This is a genomic window from Afipia dichlorophenoxyacetatis, assembly GCF_055386385.1.
The window spans coordinates 1,008,806-1,030,273 of sequence record NZ_AP029250.1 but is presented as its reverse complement, the minus strand read 5'-3'; the positions used below and the strand labels follow the sequence as shown (position 1 = coordinate 1,030,273).

15 protein-coding genes and 2 pseudogenes are annotated in these 21,468 nt (G+C 58.0%); 5 read left to right on the top strand and 12 right to left on the bottom strand.

The window, feature by feature from the left end:
* Positions 1 to 3 precede the first annotated feature (3 nt).
* Positions 4 to 750, bottom strand: coding sequence for a biotin/lipoate--protein ligase family protein (locus ACZ5C3_RS04820; protein WP_464044564.1), 747 nt, complete (start codon positions 748 to 750; stop codon positions 4 to 6).
* A 150-nt stretch (positions 751 to 900) separates the two neighbouring features.
* On the opposite strand from ACZ5C3_RS04820, the gene ACZ5C3_RS04815 reads away from it, so the two are divergent.
* Both ACZ5C3_RS04815 and ACZ5C3_RS04810 read left to right on the top strand, forming a co-directional pair.
* Positions 901 to 2,940 carry a 4Fe-4S binding protein gene (locus ACZ5C3_RS04815; RefSeq protein WP_464035684.1) on the top strand — a complete coding sequence of 680 codons (2,040 nt, stop codon included), beginning with the start codon at positions 901 to 903 and terminating at the stop codon, positions 2,938 to 2,940.
* A gap of 122 nt (positions 2,941 to 3,062) precedes the next feature.
* Positions 3,063 to 3,908 (top strand): annotated as a pseudogene (locus ACZ5C3_RS04810) (Mrp/NBP35 family ATP-binding protein); the annotation flags it as partial.
* A 454-nt stretch (positions 3,909 to 4,362) separates the two neighbouring features.
* Here the strand turns inward: ACZ5C3_RS04810 and ACZ5C3_RS04805 are convergent.
* From ACZ5C3_RS04805 to ACZ5C3_RS04795, 3 genes are read right to left on the bottom strand one after another with little or no spacing between them, the layout of a single operon-like run.
* Positions 4,363 to 5,199 (bottom strand): ABC transporter substrate-binding protein, encoded by an 837-nt coding sequence (locus ACZ5C3_RS04805; protein WP_464035683.1) that lies wholly within the window; start codon positions 5,197 to 5,199, stop codon positions 4,363 to 4,365.
* A gap of 19 nt (positions 5,200 to 5,218) precedes the next feature.
* Entirely contained in the window at positions 5,219 to 5,941 is a 723-nt protein-coding gene (locus ACZ5C3_RS04800) for an ATP-binding cassette domain-containing protein (RefSeq protein WP_464035681.1), read from the bottom strand.
* 2 nt (positions 5,942 to 5,943) lie between these two features.
* Positions 5,944 to 6,636 (bottom strand): ABC transporter permease, encoded by a 693-nt coding sequence (locus ACZ5C3_RS04795; RefSeq protein WP_464035680.1) that lies wholly within the window; start codon positions 6,634 to 6,636, stop codon positions 5,944 to 5,946.
* A gap of 87 nt (positions 6,637 to 6,723) precedes the next feature.
* Here ACZ5C3_RS04795 and ACZ5C3_RS04790 point away from each other — a divergent pair, with 87 nt between their 5' ends.
* Together ACZ5C3_RS04790 and ACZ5C3_RS04785 are read left to right on the top strand one after the other, a co-directional pair.
* A complete protein-coding gene (locus ACZ5C3_RS04790) occupies positions 6,724 to 7,617 on the top strand; it encodes a substrate-binding domain-containing protein (RefSeq protein WP_464035678.1) in 894 nt (297 codons plus the stop codon).
* A 123-nt stretch (positions 7,618 to 7,740) separates the two neighbouring features.
* Positions 7,741 to 9,021 carry a c-type cytochrome gene (locus tag ACZ5C3_RS04785; protein ID WP_464035676.1) on the top strand — a complete coding sequence of 427 codons (1,281 nt, stop codon included), beginning with the start codon at positions 7,741 to 7,743 and terminating at the stop codon, positions 9,019 to 9,021.
* A gap of 84 nt (positions 9,022 to 9,105) precedes the next feature.
* On the opposite strand, the pseudogene ACZ5C3_RS04780 reads toward ACZ5C3_RS04785, so the two are convergent.
* Positions 9,106 to 9,264, bottom strand: a pseudogene (locus ACZ5C3_RS04780) (thioredoxin domain-containing protein); the annotation flags it as partial.
* 314 nt (positions 9,265 to 9,578) lie between these two features.
* Positions 9,579 to 9,995, bottom strand: coding sequence for an organic hydroperoxide resistance protein (locus ACZ5C3_RS04775; protein ID WP_464035675.1), 417 nt, complete (start codon positions 9,993 to 9,995; stop codon positions 9,579 to 9,581).
* 419 nt (positions 9,996 to 10,414) lie between these two features.
* Between ACZ5C3_RS04775 and ACZ5C3_RS04770 the strand changes: the two genes are divergently transcribed.
* The gene (locus ACZ5C3_RS04770; protein ID WP_464044563.1) at positions 10,415 to 11,467 is read left to right on the top strand and encodes an alpha/beta fold hydrolase; all 1,053 of its coding nucleotides are present in this window, start codon (positions 10,415 to 10,417) and stop codon (positions 11,465 to 11,467) included.
* Between the two features lie 73 nt (positions 11,468 to 11,540).
* Here ACZ5C3_RS04770 and ACZ5C3_RS04765 read toward each other — a convergent pair whose 3' ends face one another.
* The 6 genes from ACZ5C3_RS04765 to ACZ5C3_RS04740 all read right to left on the bottom strand — a co-directional run bounded on the left by ACZ5C3_RS04765 (position 11,541) and on the right by ACZ5C3_RS04740 (position 20,603).
* The gene (locus ACZ5C3_RS04765; RefSeq protein ID WP_464035673.1) at positions 11,541 to 13,163 is read right to left on the bottom strand and encodes an ABC-F family ATP-binding cassette domain-containing protein; all 1,623 of its coding nucleotides are present in this window, start codon (positions 13,161 to 13,163) and stop codon (positions 11,541 to 11,543) included.
* A 249-nt stretch (positions 13,164 to 13,412) separates the two neighbouring features.
* On the bottom strand, positions 13,413 to 14,378 hold the full coding sequence (gene rocF, locus ACZ5C3_RS04760) for an arginase (RefSeq protein WP_464035671.1): 966 nt from the start codon (positions 14,376 to 14,378) through the stop codon (positions 13,413 to 13,415).
* Positions 14,379 to 14,435: 57 nt separating this feature from the next.
* Positions 14,436 to 15,983 carry a SpoVR family protein gene (locus tag ACZ5C3_RS04755; RefSeq protein WP_464035669.1) on the bottom strand — a complete coding sequence of 516 codons (1,548 nt, stop codon included), beginning with the start codon at positions 15,981 to 15,983 and terminating at the stop codon, positions 14,436 to 14,438.
* Positions 15,980 to 17,251: a YeaH/YhbH family protein gene (locus tag ACZ5C3_RS04750; protein ID WP_464035667.1), complete on the bottom strand. Its 1,272-nt coding sequence runs from the start codon at positions 17,249 to 17,251 to the stop codon at positions 15,980 to 15,982. Before ACZ5C3_RS04750 ends, ACZ5C3_RS04755 begins: the two co-directional genes overlap by 4 nt.
* 19 nt (positions 17,252 to 17,270) lie before the next feature.
* Positions 17,271 to 19,214, bottom strand: coding sequence for a PrkA family serine protein kinase (locus tag ACZ5C3_RS04745; RefSeq protein ID WP_464035665.1), 1,944 nt, complete (start codon positions 19,212 to 19,214; stop codon positions 17,271 to 17,273).
* Between the two features lie 327 nt (positions 19,215 to 19,541).
* Positions 19,542 to 20,603, bottom strand: coding sequence for an acyltransferase family protein (locus ACZ5C3_RS04740; RefSeq protein ID WP_464035664.1), 1,062 nt, complete (start codon positions 20,601 to 20,603; stop codon positions 19,542 to 19,544).
* Between the last annotated feature and the right edge of the window lie 865 nt (positions 20,604 to 21,468).

The following is a 21,468-nucleotide window of genomic DNA, read 5'->3' as shown; positions in this document are numbered from 1 at the left end:
GCCCTATTCCAATTTCGGAGCGCGATAATCTGGATCGTACCACGCTACCTTCGCAAGGCCCTCAACAAGACTGCTCCGTGCCATCGGTCCATTCGTCGCAGCCGTTTTGAGCAGATCACCGTTCATATCGATCCGTCGCCGCTCGCCGACGCCCCTCCCGGAAAGTCTCTCCAGATAGTTGCGCGCCACCGGATCAAAGCCGCGCTCATTCCATTGATCGAAAGCCGCCATGAGATGGCGGGCGAAACTCTCGATGATCGCTTCGGTGTCGACCATCTCAAAGCCTTCGTTCAGAAGCGCAACGCCGCTCGCGGCCTCGACTTCCCCAACATTCGCCATGTCCGCCGCACGAAGGATGACACCGAACACCAGCCAGGCCGGCCTTTCCGTCTCGCTACAGTCCTTCGGCCAACCAAGTCGCGCGCCACCCAGTACACCGCCGTCGAACAGGATTGTATCAGGCCAGGTGAACTCCACCTGACGTTCCGGCGGGCAATGGGCCGCAATGGCATCCGCAGTCGCATTCATCCCGGCAAAGAACCCGCGGCGCGCCGACACCAGCGGCTCGTCCGGCTCAAGCGCGACGGCGAACTCAACCAGATCGTAGCGGCGGACCCAAACCAGCGTTCCGGCACCGGCCTCATCGGCAATGTCGCAGGCATGAGCAAATGCGTCACCGTGCTCGCGAAGCGCGACGAGCGTATAGCCGGGAGGCAGGTCGAGCAGTTGCTCTTCGTATGCGTTCATCATCCGGGCAATTTTCCTAAGCCCTTTGTAGTTGGACAGTCTATGCTATCTGGGTCAAGGTAGCTGAGGGGCCTGTACGGAATACACATTCAGCACCATGTAGCGAACAGCGAGATAGTTGCGCGGCTTGGAAGGAATTCAAGGTCGTCAAGCATGAACAGCTCAAAGTCCCGCCTTCTGGTTTGCAGTTGCGAAAAGACCATGCCGCTCGACGCGCAGGCAATTGGACGCGGCTGTACGGCAAACATGACGCAGGCAAACCAGCTTTGCGGTCTGGAGCTCGATAAATTCAAAGCGGCGCTCGCCGAAGGCGAGCAGATCACGGTGGCGTGCACGCAGGAAGCTCCGCTGTTCAAGGAAGTGGCGGAAGATTTTCCGCCAGTTCCTCTCACCTTCGTCAACATTCGTGAGACCGGCGGTTGGTCCAAAGATGCCGCAGCGGCAGGACCCAAGGCCGCTGCACTGATCGCCGCAGCCTCGGAAGAGATGCCCCCGATCTCGCTGGTGACGCTCGAAAGCGGCGGCGTCGCGCTGATCTATGGCTGCGACGATATTGCTGTGGATGCGGCCAAGCGTCTTTCCGACCGCCTCGACATCACTGTTCTTCTCACCAAGCCAAAAGATGTGACGCCGCGTGCGGTCAATGAATTTCCGATTCTGAAGGGCACCATCCGCAATGCGCGCGGGTATCTCGGGAAATTTGAACTGACGATCGACGACTACGCGCTCCCCTCACCATCTTCTCGGAGCAAATTGTTGTTCGGAGCCGCCCATAACGGAGCGGTCTCAACGTGCGATCTCATTCTTGATCTCAGTGGTGGCCTCCCGCTGTTTCCGGCTCACGAATTGCGGCCCGGCTATGTGCGCGCTGATCCCCGCGACCGCGCCGCCGTCGAGCGAGCGATCGCGGATGCAGGCAATCTCGTCGGCACCTTCGATAAGCCACGCTTCATTCATTTTGAGGAATCGCTCTGCGCGCATTCGCGCTCCAATATTACTGGCTGCACACGCTGCCTCGATCTGTGCCCGACAGGCGCGATCACACCAAACGGTAACGCCGTTGCCATCGATCCTAACGTGTGTGCGGGCTGCGGATCATGTGCGTCGGTGTGCCCGACCGGGGCCGCATCCTATTCGCTGCCGAGCATCGACGCGTTGATGCGGCGGTTGCGGACCTTGCTGCAAACATATCGCAAGGCCGGCGGAGAGAGCGCCATCGTGCTGTTTCATGACGGCGATCACGGCGAACCGCTGATCGATGCACTCGCCCGGTTCGGTAACGGGCTGCCGGCGAATGTTCTCCCGGTCCGCGTCAACGAGGTCACGCAGCTTGGGCCCGAAGCCATCGCTGGCATCTTCGCTTATGGCGGCACAGGCGTTGCGCTCTTGACTCGAGCGCGGCCACGACATGAATCCGCTGGATTGCACCGCGCTGCAGAAATGTCAGCAACAATTGTTGCCGCGCTCGGTTTCGGCGAGGGCGTCGTTCGCGTGATCGGGACCGACGATCCCGATGAGCTGCGTACGCTGCTCGACGCCATGCCCAAGGGCTTTACGAGCGAGACCCCTGCCAGTTTCCTTCCGCGCGGCGCGAAACGCAGTGTACTGGAGACGACATTCCGCGAGTTGTATCTTGCAGCCCCCTCACCTGTTGATGTTGTCCCTCTCGCACCCGGAGCTCCATTCGGCGGCGTCCAGCTGAATGTTGAGGGCTGCACGCTCTGCCACGCTTGCGTGACCGCATGTCCCACACACGCGCTCTCGGACAACCCAGACCGTGCCATGTTGCGTTTTACCGAAAGCCTTTGCGTTCAGTGCGGGTTGTGTGAAGCCACGTGTCCAGAGGATGTTATCACTTTGGAGCCACGCCTCGATTTCCAGGCCTGGAATGCGCCGCTGCGCGTGCTGAAGGAAGAAGAGCCTTTCCATTGCATCGCTTGCGGCACGCCGTTCGGAACCCGAAGTTCAATCGAGCGCGTGCTGTCGAAGCTCCAGGAGAAGCATTGGATGTTCCAGGGCGCGAACGCGCGACGGCTGGACGTCATCAAGATGTGTGCTGATTGCCGCGTCGAAGCCGTGATGAATGAGAGTTTCGATCCGCACGCCGCGCCACAGCGCCCGCCTGTGATGTCGACCGAGGAGTACTTGCGCGCACGCGACGCCAAGAAGAACGATCCGTCCGGATCGCACTAGAGTCCCGATTCCGAAGTTCGCATCATTCCGTTGCTCGTTCGTGTGCGAACTTCGGAATGACGCGGACTTCAGAACCGCCACACTAGCGCATCGGCGCGCGCGATCAGGAGATCTGCTTGTCCATTACCCACCCACATTCCGGAACACCTGCAACAACAAAGCCCGCAGGACTTCCCGGCGTTCATCATGTCATCGCCGTGGCCTCCGGCAAAGGCGGTGTCGGCAAGTCGACCACATCGTGCAATCTCGCGCTCGGCTTTGCCGCCATGGGATTGAAAGTCGGACTTCTCGACGCCGACATTTACGGACCCTCGCAGCCCAAAATGTTCGGCGTACGCGGAAAGCCGCGCCTTGTAGGTCCGCGCATGTTAGAGCCGATGGAGCGTTTTGGCGTCAAGTTGATGTCGATCGGGTTTCTGGTCGAGGAAGAGAGCCCCATGATCTGGCGCGGGCCGATGGTGATTTCGGCTATCACGCAGATGCTGCGTGAGGTCGCCTGGAAAGACCTCGACATTCTCGTTGTCGATCTGCCGCCGGGTACGGGCGATGCGCAACTCACTATGGCGCAGCAGACCCCGCTCGCGGGTGCAGTGATCGTCTCGACACCGCAGGACATTGCACTGATTGACGCACGGCGCGGCATTGAAATGTTCAAAAAGGTCAACGTTCCGCTATTGGGCCTCATCGAAAACATGTCCAGCTTTTGCTGCCCGGCCTGCAACCGTGTCACGCCAATCTTTGGCCATGGCGGCGCGCGGCTCGAAGCGGAGAAGCGTGGCATTCCGTTTCTCGGCGAGATGCCGCTCGATATGGCGATCCGCCAAACGTCAGATGACGGACGCCCAATTGTCGCCATCAACCCTGAAGGTGTTCACGCAAAGCACTACATCGACATCGCGCGAAAGCTTTGGACGTCGATCACGACAAGCGTCGCGACCAAACCCGCACCACGTATTGTGATCGAATAAGGCACTGTGTCACTTTGACGCTCAATCATTGTGCCCTGTCCAACACGTGGCTCTCGGAACAGTCTCAATCATGGAACGTTGACGAAAACATTCGCTCGTTACCTGTAGAGGTCAACATGCGTGCTCGATTCGTCGTGACTGCTCTCGCGGGGCTGTTCGCTGTAACACCATTGCTGGCGCAAACGACCGCGCCCGCCACCAATTCCCCCTCCAGTGACAAGACTGAAACGAGTTGCAACACGGCACCATCATCGGCGACAACCGGCAGCGCCGACAAGGCCACCGGGACTTCAACCGCGATGGAAAAAAGCGCGATTTTACCGTCGGCGGGCGGACACGCTAATTCCGCCGCACCGACTGTGCAGAGTGACGGAAAACCAATGGAATCACGACCCGACTGCCCGCCGGAAACTAAAAAGTAAGTTGGTCGACTGGATTTGCGCGTCCTGATTATTCAGGACGCCTTTTTCTCGGCATTCGGGAAGAACAGTTGCTTGCCGTTGATCTGATAGGCGGCGATCGCGGCCTGCCCCTCGGATGAGAGCAACCAATCGATAAAGGCCTGCCCAAGATCTTTCTTAACCGAAGGATGCTTTTCCGGGTTCACGAGGATGACGCCATACTGATTGAACAAGCGCTTGTCGCCTTCAACCGCGATCACAAGATCACCGGGGTTTTTGAAGGAGAGCCACGTCCCGCGGTCGGAAATGACGTAAGCGTTCATCGCGCCGGCCGTGTTGAGTGCAGCACCCATGCCTTGTCCGATCTCTCGATACCACGGGCCCTTGGCCTTCTCGATATCGATGCCCGCCTGCTTCCACAGTGCAAGTTCAGCCGAATGGGTACCGGATTTGTCACCGCGTGAGACAAATGGCAGCGCTTTCTCCTGAATGGTTTTCAGAGCGGCGACGATGTCCTTCGATCCAGCAACGCCCGCAGGGTCGCTTTTCGGACCGATGAGGACGAAGTCATTGTACATCACATCGAAGCGCTTCACGCCGTGCCCTTCAGCGATGAATTTTTCTTCCTGCGGCTTCGCGTGCACGAAAACGACATCGGCATCGCCGCGCCGCGCAGTATCCAGCGCCTGGCCGGTGCCTTGCGCGATCACCTTCACCTCGATGCCGGTTTTGGCTTTGAACAAAGGCAGGATGTGACCGAACAGGCCGGAGTCCTGCGTCGACGTGGTTGAAGCAACGACAATAGATTTATCCTGCGCGGAAGCCGATGTTGCGAAGACTGCTGCGACCAGCGAGAGCGCAAAGGAAAATGCAGCGAACTGGCGTTTCATGACGTATCCCCTTCTCTATTCAAACAACGAGATCGCCGCGCACGAAGGCCGCGGCCTCCGGCGTCGACGGGTTCTTCAGAAAATCTTCGGCAGGCGTCTGTTCACGCACCGTGCCGCGCACCATGAACACGACATCACCCGCGAGCCGCCGTATCTGGCCAAGATCGTGGGATGCCATAACTATCTTGATGCCGGATTGCGCAGCGCTGCGAACAATCTCCTCGACACCGCGCGTGGCCGCAGGATCGAGACTTGCAGTCGGCTCATCAAGCAGGAGCAGTTCGGGGTCGCGGGCCAAAGCACGCGCCAGCGCCAGTCGTTGCTGCTCCCCGCCGGACAGACGGCGGGCGGGACGCATGGCCAGATCCGACAGCCCCACGCGCTCGAGGAGTTCGGCCGTGCGCGCTGCCAGTTTCTCTTGGGGATAATTCGCGTGGGTCAGCCCATAGACGACGTTGGCGGACGCCGTGCGGCGCAGCATCACCGGCCGTTGGAATACAAACGCGCGGCGCGTCGGTTTGACGTCCGTGCGGCCGCCCCAGCTGATGCGGCCATCCGTTGGCACCGTAAGCCCCATGCACAGGCGCAACAACGTGCTTTTGCCCGCGCCGTTCGGCCCGACGACAAGCGTCGGTGCACCGGGCGACAAAGTCAGCGAGAGACGATCGAGAATGGTCGTCACGCCGGCACGCACCGAGACACGATCGAAGACAACGGGAAGATCAGTAGCCGGCGCCCGCATCGTCATCCCGCCTGCCGTTCGGACCAGACGCGTGCCCCCCATGCCGCCGCGTTGATCGCAAGAACGATCGCCACAAGGATCATGCCCAAACCGAGCGCGAGCGGCAGATCGCCTTTTGACGTTTCGAGCGCAATCGCCGTCGTCATGGTGCGGGTGAAGCCATCTATATTGCCTCCGACAATCATGACGGCACCGACTTCCGCTGCCGCTCGCCCAAAGCCGGCAAGCAGCGCGGTCAGCAGACTAAAGCGTGCATCCCACAGCAGCGTTGTTATGCGACCAAACGGACCGACATCCATCGCCGAGAGTTCATCGCGATATTCGATCCACAGATCCTCAATGGTTTGGCGTGTCAGGGCTGCGATAATCGGCACGATCAAGACGGCCTGCGCGATGATCATCGCCCCTGGGGTGAACAGAATGCCAAGATCGCCAAGCGGCCCGGAGCGCGACAGCAAGAGATAGACCGCAAGACCGACCACAACGGGCGGCAGCCCCATGAAAGCGTTGACGAGCACCACAATCACGTTTCGCCCGGGGAAGCGCATGAGCGCGAGCAATGCCCCGAGCGGTAAACCGACAACGGCTGCAAGCGCGACCGCGGAAAGGCTGACGGCCAGCGACAACCGCACGATGGCGAAGAGCGTCGCATCACCGTTCATGATCAATTGCCAGGCATTCAGCCCATCCAGCATCACTTTCCTCCCACATGCCTTGTCCTGCATATTTTTCAGGTATGTCAATGAATTGAAAAGAAACAAGAATATGCATACAAATGCAGGATGAATTTGCTGACCACCAATGAGGCATCCGAGTACCTTCGGCTTGGAGAGCGCAAGCTCTACGAGCTGGTGGCCGAGGGCGCGATCCCCTGTACCAAGGTGACCGGCAAATGGCTTTTCCCGCGGGAAGAGCTCGATCGCTGGGTGCTGTCAGGATTGATGCGGCCCGCGGGCATGGTTCATGCGGATGCACCTTTGATCGTTGGTGGAAGTCAGGATGCGCTGCTCGAGTGGAGCCTGCGCGAATCCGGCTCCGGCCTTGCGACGCTTGTTGAAGGGACAGAGAGCGGCGTCGGCCGCGTGCTGCGCGCCGAGGCAATCGCGGCGGCAATTCATTTCCACGCTGAAGAAGACGCGCAAAGTTCTGACGATGACGCCAATATCGCCGCGGTGCGCGCGATGGCTGGCCTGCACGATGCAGTGTTGGTCGGATTCGTGCGGCGGGAACAGGGACTTCTGGTGCAATCAGGAAACCCGAAGAATCTGACGAGCCTCGCCGATGTTCTCACGTCAGGCGCTACGATGGCTGTCAGGCAACCGGGCGCCGGCGCACAAATGCTGCTTGATAAACTTCTCAAACAGCAAGGCGCGAAGCTGAAGGATCTACGCCGCCTCGATCCCCCGTGCCTGACCGGACCTGATCTTGCGACAGCAATTCGTGCCGGACGCGCCGATTGCGGCATTGCGACGCGGGCAGCCGCCAAGGCAGCCGATCTCGATTTCATGCCGTTGCTCTGGGAAGACTTCGATCTCCTGATGCGGCAGCGCTCTTATTTCAAACCAGCACTGCAGGCGCTAATGAGCTTTATTTCGCAGCCCCTCTTCGAGCAACGCGCGAAAGATCACACGGGCTATGACACCTCACCTGCCGGCAAGATCCGTTATTTCGCCTGACTTCCAAATCCGTTTATCGAACACAATTTTCGTGTTTCGATGCGCTCCGGACTCAGATTAATGGGGTCTTCGAGGGAACCGTCAGTGCGAGACGTTGACCACGGAAGCAGAAGATACCGATTAGTGTCGCGGCTCGCGATCGGCGTGGTCATTGGTGCGCTTTTCGTGACCCCCGCCTCCGCGCAATTGCGAGGCCACGGCGGGCCGGTTCGGGCGCTGTCGATTTCGTCCGATGGACAGACGCTGCTTTCGGGAAGTTTCGACGGCAGTGCGATCCGCTGGTCGCTTAACCGTGATGTTGCAGAGCAAGTCCTCCGGTTTCACGCAGACGCCGTTAACGCAACGACCGTGCTCAAGGATGGCCGCGCCGTCACTGCAGGTGCCGACGGCCGCATTGCAATCTGGAGTGCCGGCAAACAGCAACCCGATACGGTGCTCGAAGGTCACACCGGGCCAATCGTAGCGCTCGCTCCGTCGCCCGATGGTTCAGTTCTCGCATCAGCATCATGGGACCATACCGTGCGCCTCTGGCCCCTCGCGGGAGGAACTGAACGTGTGCTCGAAGGCCACACGCAGAATGTCAACGGCATAGCGTTCAGCACAGACGGCAAGAGCCTCGTCAGCGTCAGCTACGACCTGACACTTCGCATTTGGTCACTCGACAGCACTGCACCACCGTCCATCGTCACTCTCCCCACGCCACTCAACTCTGTCGTAGTTGCTAATGACGATGAGATCGTCACAGCCGGCGCGAACGGTAAACTTTATTTCCTCGATCGCACAGGTAAGCTCGAGAGCGAGGTGGCCGCCGCACCGAACCCGGTGATTGCGATAGCAATATCGGAGGACCGCACGCTCCTTGCCGCAGCGGATATTCGCGGATCGGTCGCGATCATTGACCGCAAAACGCACAAGCTCGCTCGCAGGCTGGTCGGGCCGGGACTTCCAGTGTGGTCAGTGGCATTCATGCCGGACAGCAGCACGCTGCTGACAGGCGGTGCCGACAACATGATCCGGCGCTGGAATGCGCTCACAGGCGAGCCCATCGGAGCGACCATTCAGGAAAGTCCGAATGACATACTCGCCGCTTATACGGGCGACCGGGGTGCGGAAATTTTTCGTGCATGCGTGGCCTGCCACACGCTTTCCCCGGATCAGGCCAACAAGGCCGGCCCAACGCTGTCGGGAATCTTCGGGCGAAAGATCGCGACCTTGCCGGGCTACAATTACTCCGAGCCGCTGAAGAAGCTCGATATCGTCTGGACGCCGGAAACCGTTTCGAAACTTTTCGAGATCGGTCCGGCGGCCTACACTCCTGGGACAAAAATGCCCGAACAGATCATCGGCTCGGACGAAGACCGCAAAGCACTTGTGCATTTTCTGGAGCGGACGACAAATCGGTAGACCAAGGTTTTAAGATGCATCTCGATACACGGCGAAACAAAACACGATGAACAATCAGCTGGAGTTCCTCAGACCTTTGAACGCCAAGTGCCTCGGATTGACCCCGCGATATTCCGGCTGGGGGCTCTCCGCATCCGCGCCGAAGATATTTACGGGCTGCATCTCTATGTGAAGCCCCTTCAGGGCGAGAGCAATCCGCACGCGCGATGTCGCCGAAGAAACTTCGTTCGCATGAAGCTTCATTGCCGAAAGTCCTGGTTTTTTGATTGGTCATAAAGCGGGAGCGTCATGGGAAGATTCCCGAAACATTGTGTATAGGCTGAAAATTCGAGGTCCCTGTTGCAGATCCGCTATCCATTGGAAACAGCTTCGCGATGACTGCAGCCACAGCCGAAGGCTCGCGGGGGTCGGTATCATAGACGCACGGCGCCGCCAGCACCGAAAGTCCAATGAGGCATGTTAAAGCAAGCCGCATTATGGGCATTCTCCATCATCATCATGAGCGTTGAGGACGATGACCAGCACCTAAGCCGGCCATCGCGGTCAGAGGGACGGGTTCAGACGAGATTGATCACCACGTCGATGTTGCCGCGCGTGGCCTTCGAGTACGGACAGGTCTGATGCGCGGTATCCACGATGGCTTGTGCGACGTCGCGATCCACGCCCGGCAGGCTCACATTGAGGCGCGCCTGGAGGAAATAGCCTCCACCTGTCGTTCCGAGATCGACTTCCGCATTGACCGCAAGATTTGCCGGAAGAGCGACCTTCATCTGAGCAGCCGCCAAGCCCATGGCTCCGATGAAGCAGGCCGACCAGCCGGCAGCGAACAGCTGCTCCGGATTGGTACCGCTGCCCGACGAGCCGGGAGACGAGAGCTTGACGTCAAGACGGCCATCGGAACTGCGCGATGCGCCGTCACGTCCGCCCGACATGCGGGTCTTTCCCGTATACAGCACTTTTTCGAGCTTGGTCATGTCTGAACTCCTTTGCAACGATCGGTGGCGCCTAGGCGGAATGACCAGGGCCCAGCGAGTGGCCGCATAAAGCGGTTCAGACGTATCGGGCATGTGTCCGGATTGATCAGAAGTGTAACAAAGCGTGCCAACGTGCCGGGCCTATACATGGTTGTACAAGAGGGCCCGACACGCAGTCGTGCACCAAGGTCAGCTTCTTCTAAATAGTAAGGTGGCCCCGGTGCGTGCTTGAATGTGCAACAGGATGAATACTCACGAGGCGGAGATTCCCCCCAATCGGGCCGCCCGGCCGATTTGTAACGGCATGTATCCCGCGGTACGGAAGCTACACGCTCATTCAATTCAGACGGATCAGGACACAACGCAGATACATGGATTCGATGTTGTCGCTGTCGGAACACATTCACTGGAGAAGAGTAATGTCCGAAGAGATCAACCACCATCGCCGCCGCTTTTTCGGCACCGCCGCCGTCGCCATTGCCGCCGCACAGTTCGGCTTGATCGATTCCGCGTTCGCCCAGTCTGGCACACCGAAATCTGCTGAGCTGCCCGCGGTCAAGCCCGGGACCCATACGTCGTTCGGTCCGCTCAAGCAGATCAACGCCGGTACACTTAATGTGGGCTATGCCGAAGCCGGACCAGCCGATGGCCCTGTCGTGCTCCTGCTGCACGGCTGGCCCTATGACATTTACAGCTTTGTCGATGTCGCCCCACTGCTGGCGTCCAAAGGCTACAGGGTGATCATTCCGTACCTGCGCGGCTATGGCACCACGCGCTTTCTTTCAACCGACACAATCCGGAACGGACAGCAGGCGGTCCTCGCCGTCGATATCATTGCCCTGATGGATGCCCTCAAGATCGAGAAGGCGATCATCGCCGGTTTTGACTGGGGCGCGCGCACGGCCAACATCCTCGCGGCCCTGTGGCCGGAGCGCTGCAAGGCGATGGTCTCGGTGAGCGGCTATCTGATCGGCAATCAGGAGATCAACAGGAAGCCATTGCCGCCGAAGGCCGAGCTTGCATGGTGGTATCAATTCTATTTCGCCACCGAACGCGGCCGCGCCGGCTACGCACAGAACCGGCACGATTTCGCAAAGCTGATTTGGCAGCTCGCATCGCCAAAATGGAATTTCGATGACGCCACATTTGATCGCAGCGCCGCGGCCTTCGACAATCCGGACCATGTCGATATTACGATCCACAATTATCGCTGGCGACTTGGATTGGCCGAGGGCGAAAGCAAGTATGACGATCTCGAAAAGAAGTTGGCGGCAGCCCCGATCATCACCGTGCCCACCATCACCATGGAAGGCGATGCTAACGGCGCGCCACACCCGGAGCCCAGCGCCTACGCCAAGATGTTCTCGGGCAAATACGAGCACCGGCTCATCAAGGGTGGCATCGGCCATAATCTGCCGCAGGAAGCACCGACGGAGTTCGCTCAAGCGGTGATCGACGTCGCCAGCTTCTAAGAAGGCCTGTTGAACTCGAACCTAGTGTGACGCCGGAAACGGCGTCACACGGTATTCAAACAAAATCTAAGAATTAGCTCCGCAGACCAGGAGCTTCCTGGCCTGTGCGCTCCACATACTCCGTGTAACCACCGCCGTATTTGTGGACGCCCTCGGGCGTCAGCTCCAGCACGCGATTGGAGAGCGCCGCCAGAAAATGCCGATCATGGGAGACGAACAGCATCGTCCCCTCATATTCCGAGAGCGCGGTGATGAGCATTTCCTTCGTCGCCATGTCCAAATGGTTGGTCGGCTCGTCCAGCACCAGGAAATTCGGCGGATCGAAAAGCATCAGCGCCATCACCAGACGCGCCTTTTCGCCGCCCGACAACACACGGCATCTCTTCTCGACGTCGTCGCCGGAGAAACCGAAGCAGCCCGCGAGAGCACGCAACGAGCCCTGCCCTGCCTGCGGAAACGAATATTCGAGCTGCTCGAACACGGTCCGCTCGCCGCCTAACAGATCCATGGCATGTTGTGCGAAGTACCCCATCTTCACACTGCCACCCAGAACGACGGATCCATCATCCGGCTCCGCTGTCCCTGTCACCAGTTTCAGCAGCGTGGACTTGCCCGCGCCGTTGATGCCCATCACACACCAGCGCTCCTTACGGCGCACGGAAAAATCGAGGCCTTCGTAAATGGTGCGGCTGCCATAGCTTTTGTTGACGTTCTTCAGCGTCACCACGTCTTCGCCAGAACGAGGCGCCGGCAGGAAGTCAAATGCGACGGTCTGACGACGCCTTGGCGGTTCGACGCGCTCGATCTTCTCGAGCTTCTTCACCCGGCTCTGCACCTGCGCGGCATGCGAAGCGCGCGCCTTAAACCGCTCGATGAATTTGATTTCCTTGGCCAGCATCGCCTGCTGACGCTCGAACTGCGCCTGCTGCTGCTTTTCGTTCATCGCACGCTGCTGTTCGTAGAACTCATAGTCACCGGAGTACGTCGTCAGCGAACCACCATCGATTTCCACGATCTTGTTGACGATGCGGTTCATGAATTCGCGATCGTGCGAGGTCATGAGCAATGCGCCTTCATAGCCTTTCAGGAACGATTCCAGCCAGATGAGGCTCTCGAGGTCCAAGTGGTTGCTCGGCTCGTCCAGAAGCATGGCCTCGGGTCGCATGAGAAGAATACGGGCGAGCGCCACGCGCATCTTCCAACCGCCGGACAGCGCCCCCACGTCGCCATCCATCATCTCCTGGCTAAAGCCCAAGCCAGCAAGTACCTCGCGCGCACGCGCATCGAGGGCGTAACCATCCAGTTCCTCGAAGCGGGCCTGCACTTCGCCATAGCGTGTGATGATGTCATCCATTTCATCCGCGCGATCCGGATCAGCCATGGCGGTTTCGAGCTCCTTCAGCTCGGTCGCCACGGCGCTCACCGGTCCGACGCCATCCATCACTTCGGACACAGCGCTGCGGCCGGACATCTCGCCCACGTCCTGGCTGAAATACCCGATGGTCACACCCCGCTCGGTGACAACTTGTCCTTCGTCAGGCAACTCGCCGCCATTGATCATCCGAAAAAGCGTGGTTTTTCCGGCCCCGTTAGGCCCTACCAGCCCAATTTTCTCTCCTTTTTGAAGCGCCGCGGAGGCTTCAATGAAGAGGATTTGATGGCCATTTTGCTTGCTGATGTTGTCTAGTCGAATCATGTGCACACGGAGTCTGGGAAAGCGATTTCGGGCTGGACTTACGCTATGTCTCGCATCTGCGAAAGGGCATTCCGCGGGGTGTCTCCGAGTAAAAAGCGGGATTTAGTCCTATCCCCGAAACCGTTCCCGATGATCGCTCGGCCCTATGCCGATGCGCCTCAGGCTCGGTCCCGACAACATGATTGGTACGGGCGAAGACCTAAATCCGCACTCCTTGTTGGCAGGTAGCCCGTCGCCTTCAACACATCCCTATCTGGGAGAGATAATCGCGTTGGTCGGCGTCGCGCGATCCGTGATCCGCTGGCCAAACAGGCTGGCGACGAGTTCGACCGCGACACGCGCCGTACGTCCACGCTCATCGAGAAATGGATTGAGCTCGACGATATCTACTGAGCGCACCAGACCTGAATCGTGCATGAGCTCCATGGCTAAATGCGCTTCGCGGTAGCTTGCGCCACCCGGCACTGTTGTACCCACCCCTGGCGCAATGCTTGGGTCGAGGAAGTCGACGTCGAAGCTCACATGCAGCACGCCGTTGCGTTCCTTCACCCGGTTGATGACTCGCCGGATCAAGACAGCAACGCCGAATTCGTCGATGTGGCGCATATCGACAATGGAAATGCCACGCTCGCGGATCAGCTCGCCTTCCAGTTTGTCGATCGAACGGACACCAAACAGGTCCAGCTCAGCAGGCGTAATCGACGCCCGAGGCTCATCGCCCAGCAGCCGGTCAAGCCCCGGCTCGCCACAGAGAAAAGCAGCCGACATGCCATGCATGTTTGCGGTCAGCGTGGTGGACGGCGTGTTGTAGTCAGCATGCGCATCCAGCCAGAGCACGAACAACGGCCGCCCCTGCTCTTTCCAGTGTCGCGCGACGCCATTGATCGATCCCATCGACAGGCTGTGATCGCCGCCGAGAAAAAGCGGAATCACACCCGAACGGGCAAGCTCAAAGGCACGGGCGCTTAACACGCGCGTCCAAGCCTGAATCTCTGTGTAGTGGTTGGCGTTTCGCGGCGGCTCGTCGGCCGTCAGCTTCAAATCTCTCGGCAGAATATCGCCGTGATCCTCAACGTGATATCCGAGCCCCTCAAGTACACCGGGAAGACCCGCGGTGCGCAAGGCCGCCGGCCCCATCAATGTACCACGCCGCGATGCGCCGACATCGACTGGCGCACCAAGCAATGCAATTCGCGTGTTCTCACGATCAGCCATCATGAAGTCCCCGCGGCATCGTACCAGCGCCCCCATACGCTTTCGTGACGCAACGGCTCAGGCTGCAATCGCCGCCACGTGAGGGCTGGCGGCATGCTCCTTCAACACTGTCCCCGAGGAATCGACCTCGCTCAGGGACACATCATAGCTCCAAAGATTGGCCAAGTGCTGAACCACGCGCTTGGCATCCACCTCATTCAGAAGCGCCCCATTCACCACCGCGTGGCGAAGTAGTAGCCGCCTGTCGCCTGCGAGATCGACATCGACAACCTCGATATTGGCATCGACAACACCAACGTCGTATTGCCGGGCCAACTGCCGGCGGATGCGGCGATAACCTTGCTCGTTATGGATAGCTCCGACCCGAATGCCATCTGTGTCGGCGGGGTCATCGTGCAGATGGAACATCCGCATATGCCGCATCAGCCGCGGGCTGAGGAACTGACTGACAAAACTTTCGTCGCGATAATTCGCCCAGACGTCCCGCAGCACGCCCATGACATCCCCGCGCCCGGCGATATCGGGAAACCATTCCCGATCCTCATCTTCGGGGTTGGACACGATTCTCTCGATATCCTGCATCATCGCAAATCCGAGCGCATACGGATTGAACCCGGAGTACCGCCGATCGTCGAAGTCCGGCTGAAAGACGACGTTGGTATGCGACTGCAAAAACTCGAGGAAGTTTCCCTCGGAAATGCGGCCCTGTTCCAGCAGCCGCGTCATGATGCGATAGTGGACATACGTCGCTGTCCCCTCGTTCATGACCTTGGTCTGCCCCTGCGGATAGAAGTATTGCGCGATGTGGCGCACGATGCGCAACAACTCGCGCTGCCACGGCTGCAGACGCGGTGCGGACTTCTCCAGAAAATAGAGGATGTTCTCTTGCGGGAGGCCAAGCATGGCGATCCGCCGCTCGGCGGTCAGTTCAGACACGGTCTTATTAGGCCCCGTCGGCACGGTGCGCCAGAGATCGTTGAAAACGCTCTCTTCGTGGGATCGCCGTTCCTTGGCGCGCTTCTCTTCCTCACGCAGATTGAGCTTCTTCTTGCCCGGATACCGATAGACACCATGTGACATCAATGCGTGTGCGGCATCCAATGTCCGTTCAACCGCGATGTGGCCATAACGCTCTTCGCATTGCGCAATGTATCGTTTGGCGAAGTCGAGATAGTCGAGGATTCCGTCGGCATCGGTCCACTGCTTGAACAGATAATTGTTCTTGAAGAAGTGATTATGTCCGAACGCCGCGTGCGCGATGACCAGAGTCTGCATCGTCGCGGTGTTTTCCTCCATCAGGTAGGAAATGCACGGCGAGCTGTTGATGACGATTTCGTACGCGAGCCCCATCAAGCCTTTTCGATAAAACGTTTCCTGATGGGCGAACTGCTTGCCAAATGACCAGTGCTTGTAGAACAGCGGCATTCCTACCGAGGAATACGCGTCCAACATCTGTTCGGCAGTAATGACCTCGATCTGGTTGGGGTAAGTGTCGAGGCCGAGGTCGGACTTGGCAACTTCCTCGCAAGCATCATGAATTCTTTGAAGAGTCTGAAAGTCCCAGTCCGCGCCCTGATACAAACGTCCGGCCGAAGTATCGTTCATGGCGCAACCTTCTCCTGCTTGCTGCGGCGCTGGAAGAGCTCGTGGAACACAGGGAAAATTTCGCCACGGCTGCTGACCTTGCGCATCGACAGCGGCGCACCCTCGATACGCAATCGCTGATAGAGCGCCCACAGCGAGGAATCCGAGGTATCGAACGGATTGCCCGTGGCCTCCCCAACCTCGAGATAAGCGAAGAACTGCGTGACCGGCAGGATGTAATCTTTCAGCAGGGATGCCGTTACATCACCGTCGGAATACAAATTATCGCCGTCTGAGGCTTGCGCCGCGTAGATATTCCAGTCTTCAGGACGGTAGCGCGATTTCACGATCTCTTTCATGGCTTCCAGCGCACTGGAGACCAGCGTTCCGCCGGAGGCTGGGCCATGGAAAAATGTGTCTTCATCCACCTCTTCAGCACGATCGGTGTGACGGATGAAGACAATATCGACGTGACGATATCGGCGCGTGAGGAACACGTAGAGCAGCATGTAGAAGCGCTTTGCCAGATCCTTCATGTGCTCTGACATCGAGCCGGACACATCCATCAGGCAAAACATCACCGCCTGGGCTACAGGCTTTGGTGTGGTCTCGAACCGCCGATAGCGGATGTCGATCGGATCGATATAAGAGATCCGCTGAATCCTGGATTTGAGCGAAGCAAGCTCCGCAATGATCTCATTGCGACGCTCCTCTCCGCACTCCAGCATTTCGGCTTCGAGCTCCGCGATAGTTTCCGGCCGTGGCCTGCGGAGCGCTACCCGGCGCGCCATGGCCAGCCGCATCGTGCGGCTGATCGAGATGTTGGTCGGCGATCCGGAGACCGAATAGCCGGCGCGACGGAGGGTGTGCTGCTCCGCTTCAGCCATCTTTCGCTTGGCGAGGTCCGGAAGTTCGAGGTCATCGAGGAAGATATCGACGAACTCGTCCCGGCTGAGGACGAAGCGGAAAGCGTCTTCGCTGTCGCCTTCCCCCGGTTCGCTAGGCTTCCCGCTGCTTTGTCCCGAACGGGGGAGCACATCGCCTTCCACGAACTTCTTGTTGCCGGGAAGGACCATGTCGCGGATGCCTCCTTCCCGCCGAAGACGAGGCTCATGCATGCCGTCGAGCGGAATGCTGACCTCGCCTCCTTCCAGAACATCCTTGATGTCGCGCGACTCCGAGGACTTCTTGACGGCATCACGAACCAGCGTTTTTGCACGACGCAGAAAGCGCTGGCGATTTTCGAGACTCTTGCTACCCGGATTCAAACGACGATCGATGATATTCATGGCCGTCCTCAGATGCGGTTCAGCCAGCCTGCTTCACCCGCATGTACCATTCGACCAACCGACGAACCTGACGCTCGGTGTACCCGCGCTCCACCATCCGGTTGACGAACTCGCCGTGCTTCTTCTCGGTTTCACCGTCCTTTTTCGAACCGAATGATATGACGGGCAGCAGATCTTCCACTTGCGAGAATATGCGCTTCTCGATCACTTCGCGGATCTTCTCGTAGCTGGTCCAGCTTGGATTCTTGCCGCCGTTTTGCGCCCGCGATCGCAGCGAAAACTTGACGATCTCGTTGCGGAAATCCTTGGGGTTGGCAATTCCCGCAGGCTTCTCGATCTTGGTCAGCTCCTGATTGAGGAGTTCGCGATCAAGAAGCTGTCCTGTATCGGGATCCTTGAAGTCCTGATCTTCGATCCACGCATCGGCATAATCGACATAGCGATCGAACAGATTCTGTCCGTAGTCGGAGTACGACTCCAAGTAGGCCTTCTGGATCTCGTGGCCGATAAACTCGGCATATCGCGTGACAAGTTCGGCCTTGATGAACTCGAGATAACGCTTCTCGATTTCTTCAGGCAACTGTTCGCGCCGGATCGACTGCTCGAGCGTGTACATCAGATGGACCGGATCGGCACCAACCTCCGCCGTGTCGTGATTGAACGTCGCTGCCAGAACTTTGAAGGCAAAGCGCGTCGAGACGCCATCCATGCCCTCATCCACGCCGGCGGCGTCTTTATATTCCTGAACGCTGCGCGCCTTGGGATCGGATTCCTTCAGGCTTTCGCCGTCGTAAACCCTCAACTTGGCGAACAACGTGGAGTTCTCATGCTTGCGCAGCCTCGAGGCCACCGTAAAGCGCGCCAGAGTTTCAAGTGTTGCAGGAGCACACGGCGCCCGCGACAATTCAGAACCCTCAATCAGCTTTTCGTAGATCTTCTGCTCTTCCGTGACGCGCAAGCAGTATGGAACCTTGATGACGCAGATGCGATCGATAAAAGCTTCGTTGTTCTTGTTGGTCTTGAAGCTCTGCCACTCCGATTCATTGGAGTGTGCGAGAATGACACCGGTGAACGGGATCGCGCCAATGTTTTCGGTGCCGATATAGTTGCCCTCTTGCGTCGCGGTCAACAGCGGGTGGAGCATCTTGATTGGCGCTTTGAACATCTCGACGAATTCAAGAACGCCCTGATTGGCCCGATTGAGCCCACCAGAATAGCTGTAAGCATCGGGATCGTTCTGGGCGAATGTCTCGAGCTTGCGGATATCCACCTTGCCGACCAGCGAAGAGATATCCTGGTTGTTCTCGTCGCCGGGCTCGGTCTTGGCGATCGCTATCTGCCGTAGCCGCGATGGCTGGATGCGAGCGACACGGAACCGCGAGATGTCGCCACCGAAGGCTTCAAGCCGCTTGTAGCACCATGGACTCATCAGACCGGTGAGACGCCGGCGAGGAATGCCGTAGCGCTCTTCGATCATGGAGCCCAAGGTTTCCGGATCGAACAGGCTGAGCGGGCTTTCGAAAACCGGGCTGAGTTCATCGCCCGCCTTCAACACATAGATCGGGTGAACCTCCATCAGCAGCTTGAGGCGCTCGGCGAGGGATGATTTGCCGCCGCCGACCGGGCCCAGCAGATAGAGGATCTGTTTGCGCTCTTCCAACCCCTGCGCGGCATGTCTGAAGAAAGCGACGATGCGTTCGATCGTCTCTTCCATGCCGTGGAACCCGGCAAATGCCGGATATGCCCGCACGGTCCTGTTCAAAAAAATACGGCCAAGGCGAGGATCCTTGGCCGTGTCGATCATCTGGGGCTCGCCGATGGCTGCCAACATTCTTTCCGCCGCGTTGGCGTACCTCATGGGGTCGTCTCGACACGACTCCAGATATTCCGCCATGGACATATCCGTTTCGCTTCGAGCTTCAAACGAGCGCGCAAACGCATTGAACAGAGAATCGTTGTACATGATCCCTCTCCTTGCCCGATCAATGTGCTGAGAGGCGACGCTTTCGACTTATCACTGGAACGCCCCACGTCCGCCGCGAATCAGCATCTGCATTCAGCATATATCGATTGAACACTTCGTAGGCAGATGATTGCAACGTAACGCTTGGGCAGCGGTGGATTCATTAGCGGGCAATTGCCGATAAACTGTGCGTATGGAACCGCGCGGCGGATTCTTTCTCACAAATGGCCGTGAATGTTGCCGCGGGGCAACTTTTAATGTCGAGCACCATACCCGCTGGGTTGCATAGCCGAGCTAGGTTTGGCCATGATTATGGATGTGGTCCAATCATGAAAATGCTGCCCGAGACGGTTTTTCCGATGTTGTCGAAAGTGGGCGGTCCGACATCTGCCGTTGTCTCGACGCGAGCCATCGCAGAGCAGGACGCTCTACAAGAATTGCGGAGAGCAATCCGAATGACAACGAAGCAAACAGCGAAATCACGAAAGAGAGCCAAAAGGATAGTCCGGTATTGGAGATAAGCTGTTGAATCGGAAATGCGTAGAGGTATGTACCGTAGGATACATCTACTAGCGGGCGCATCCACCTCTGGGATGGAAGGCGTCCTAACGAGATGAATATGATGGGAAGAACTAGCAGGATCGCGGTCAAACGTTGGTCGGCTAGTACAAACGCTGTCGCTACTGAGCAAAGAAATATCGCAGCTGTTGTGCGGTTAAATATCCCCTCGAAAGCGGCGAGCAGAGATCCGCTCAAGAAGCCAACTCCGTAATAGCGGGGGGCGTGATCTTGGTTGACTAGCCAATCTTCTGTCAGACCGCGAACAGTGGAGGAGAAAACGAGAAGGGAAATGGCGACCAAGAGCAGAGGGGCTAGTGTCGCATACCGTCCAAAACGCCCTACCTGAAAGATTGTCGCAAGACCGATATAGCACGCGGCCTCCATTGGAAGAGTCCAAAGAGAGTTATTCACGGCCTCTGGATAAATGTTTTCCGTGAAGACACCAGGCAGTCTAACCTCAAGCCAAAACAGCGTTGAGTTCAGTAGGTATCGTAGAGTCTTCACATTGAAGTATTCATGGGGCGTGCTGGTGATCAATGCGCCCATGATGATGGTGAGAAAAACGCAGACCACCAGCGCCGGGTATAACCGAGTGGCACGAGAGGCCAGAAATGACGTTGCGCTCTTCCGTCTAACAAGGCTCTTTGTGTTGAGATATCCGCTAATGCCAAAGAAGATCATTACGCCGAACGAGCCGACATAGCCATTGACGAGATGAACTTCTGGCTGCGGGTGGCCGAGAACGACAAATTGGTGTGACCAAACGACCATTATCGCGGCAATTAACCTTAGAAGGTCAAAATTATTCTCGGATTGTCGTTTTTCCACTGGCTAACTTCCAAATGAGTCAGCGGCAACTTGGCACAGGACGCATCAGCGTCCAATGCCTGTTTTAAGGAGGCTGCTCGCGTCTGAGGCCGCTTTCGACAAATAGAGAATGACCCAATGCGGCTGCGTTATCAGATATGCGTTTGTCTAACGACGGAGGGTTCTTGAAAGAAAATGAGAGCGTCGGAACCAGCGTTGCAGAACTTCTGTAGTGGCCACGTCACCATTTCGCACCGCCGCTGGCCTATCTTGCTCGAACCATATTGTATCGATCCGCGACGAGGGCCGAGCGTTGGCCATCGCGATGTGCGCCCTCATCCTGACAGCTCTAGGGCCATTTACGAAGACGGCCTCTGCGTTGCTCATGCGTTACGAACGTATTGGTTTGCAGGTTAGTAGCCGAGCCGAAGCAACACGCGCCAGCCTTTGGTCAAAAGCGCGCCGAGCAATGCGTCTCGGCTGATGCAGATGATAACGTCCGGGATCGGATCTCCGAACTCCTTGAAATAGGGCCCAAGCGCGTACAGGAAAGCTGATGCTGCTCCTCACAAGTTAATGACCGCGTGCTCTCGGCAACGATCATAACATCGAGTGCGGGGATGGTCTGGGAGGTTTGCTAAACTGGATTGAGTTCGCGCAATCTGACCTACAGAAGCCGTCAAGCCTCGGGTTAACTCAACCCTCTAATCTTGAGCTGTGTTTGCTCAACCTTGTATTAATCTCAGGAACGCTGTCTGGGATTGCAACGACCAAGGGAAATAAAGCACTCCTTGAGAATGGTAGAGCGACGCGCGGTAACGCCATCGTCCATGGGATGTGAAACGATGCAGGCATCGACTTCACAACGGGCGCGAGACCAATCAGA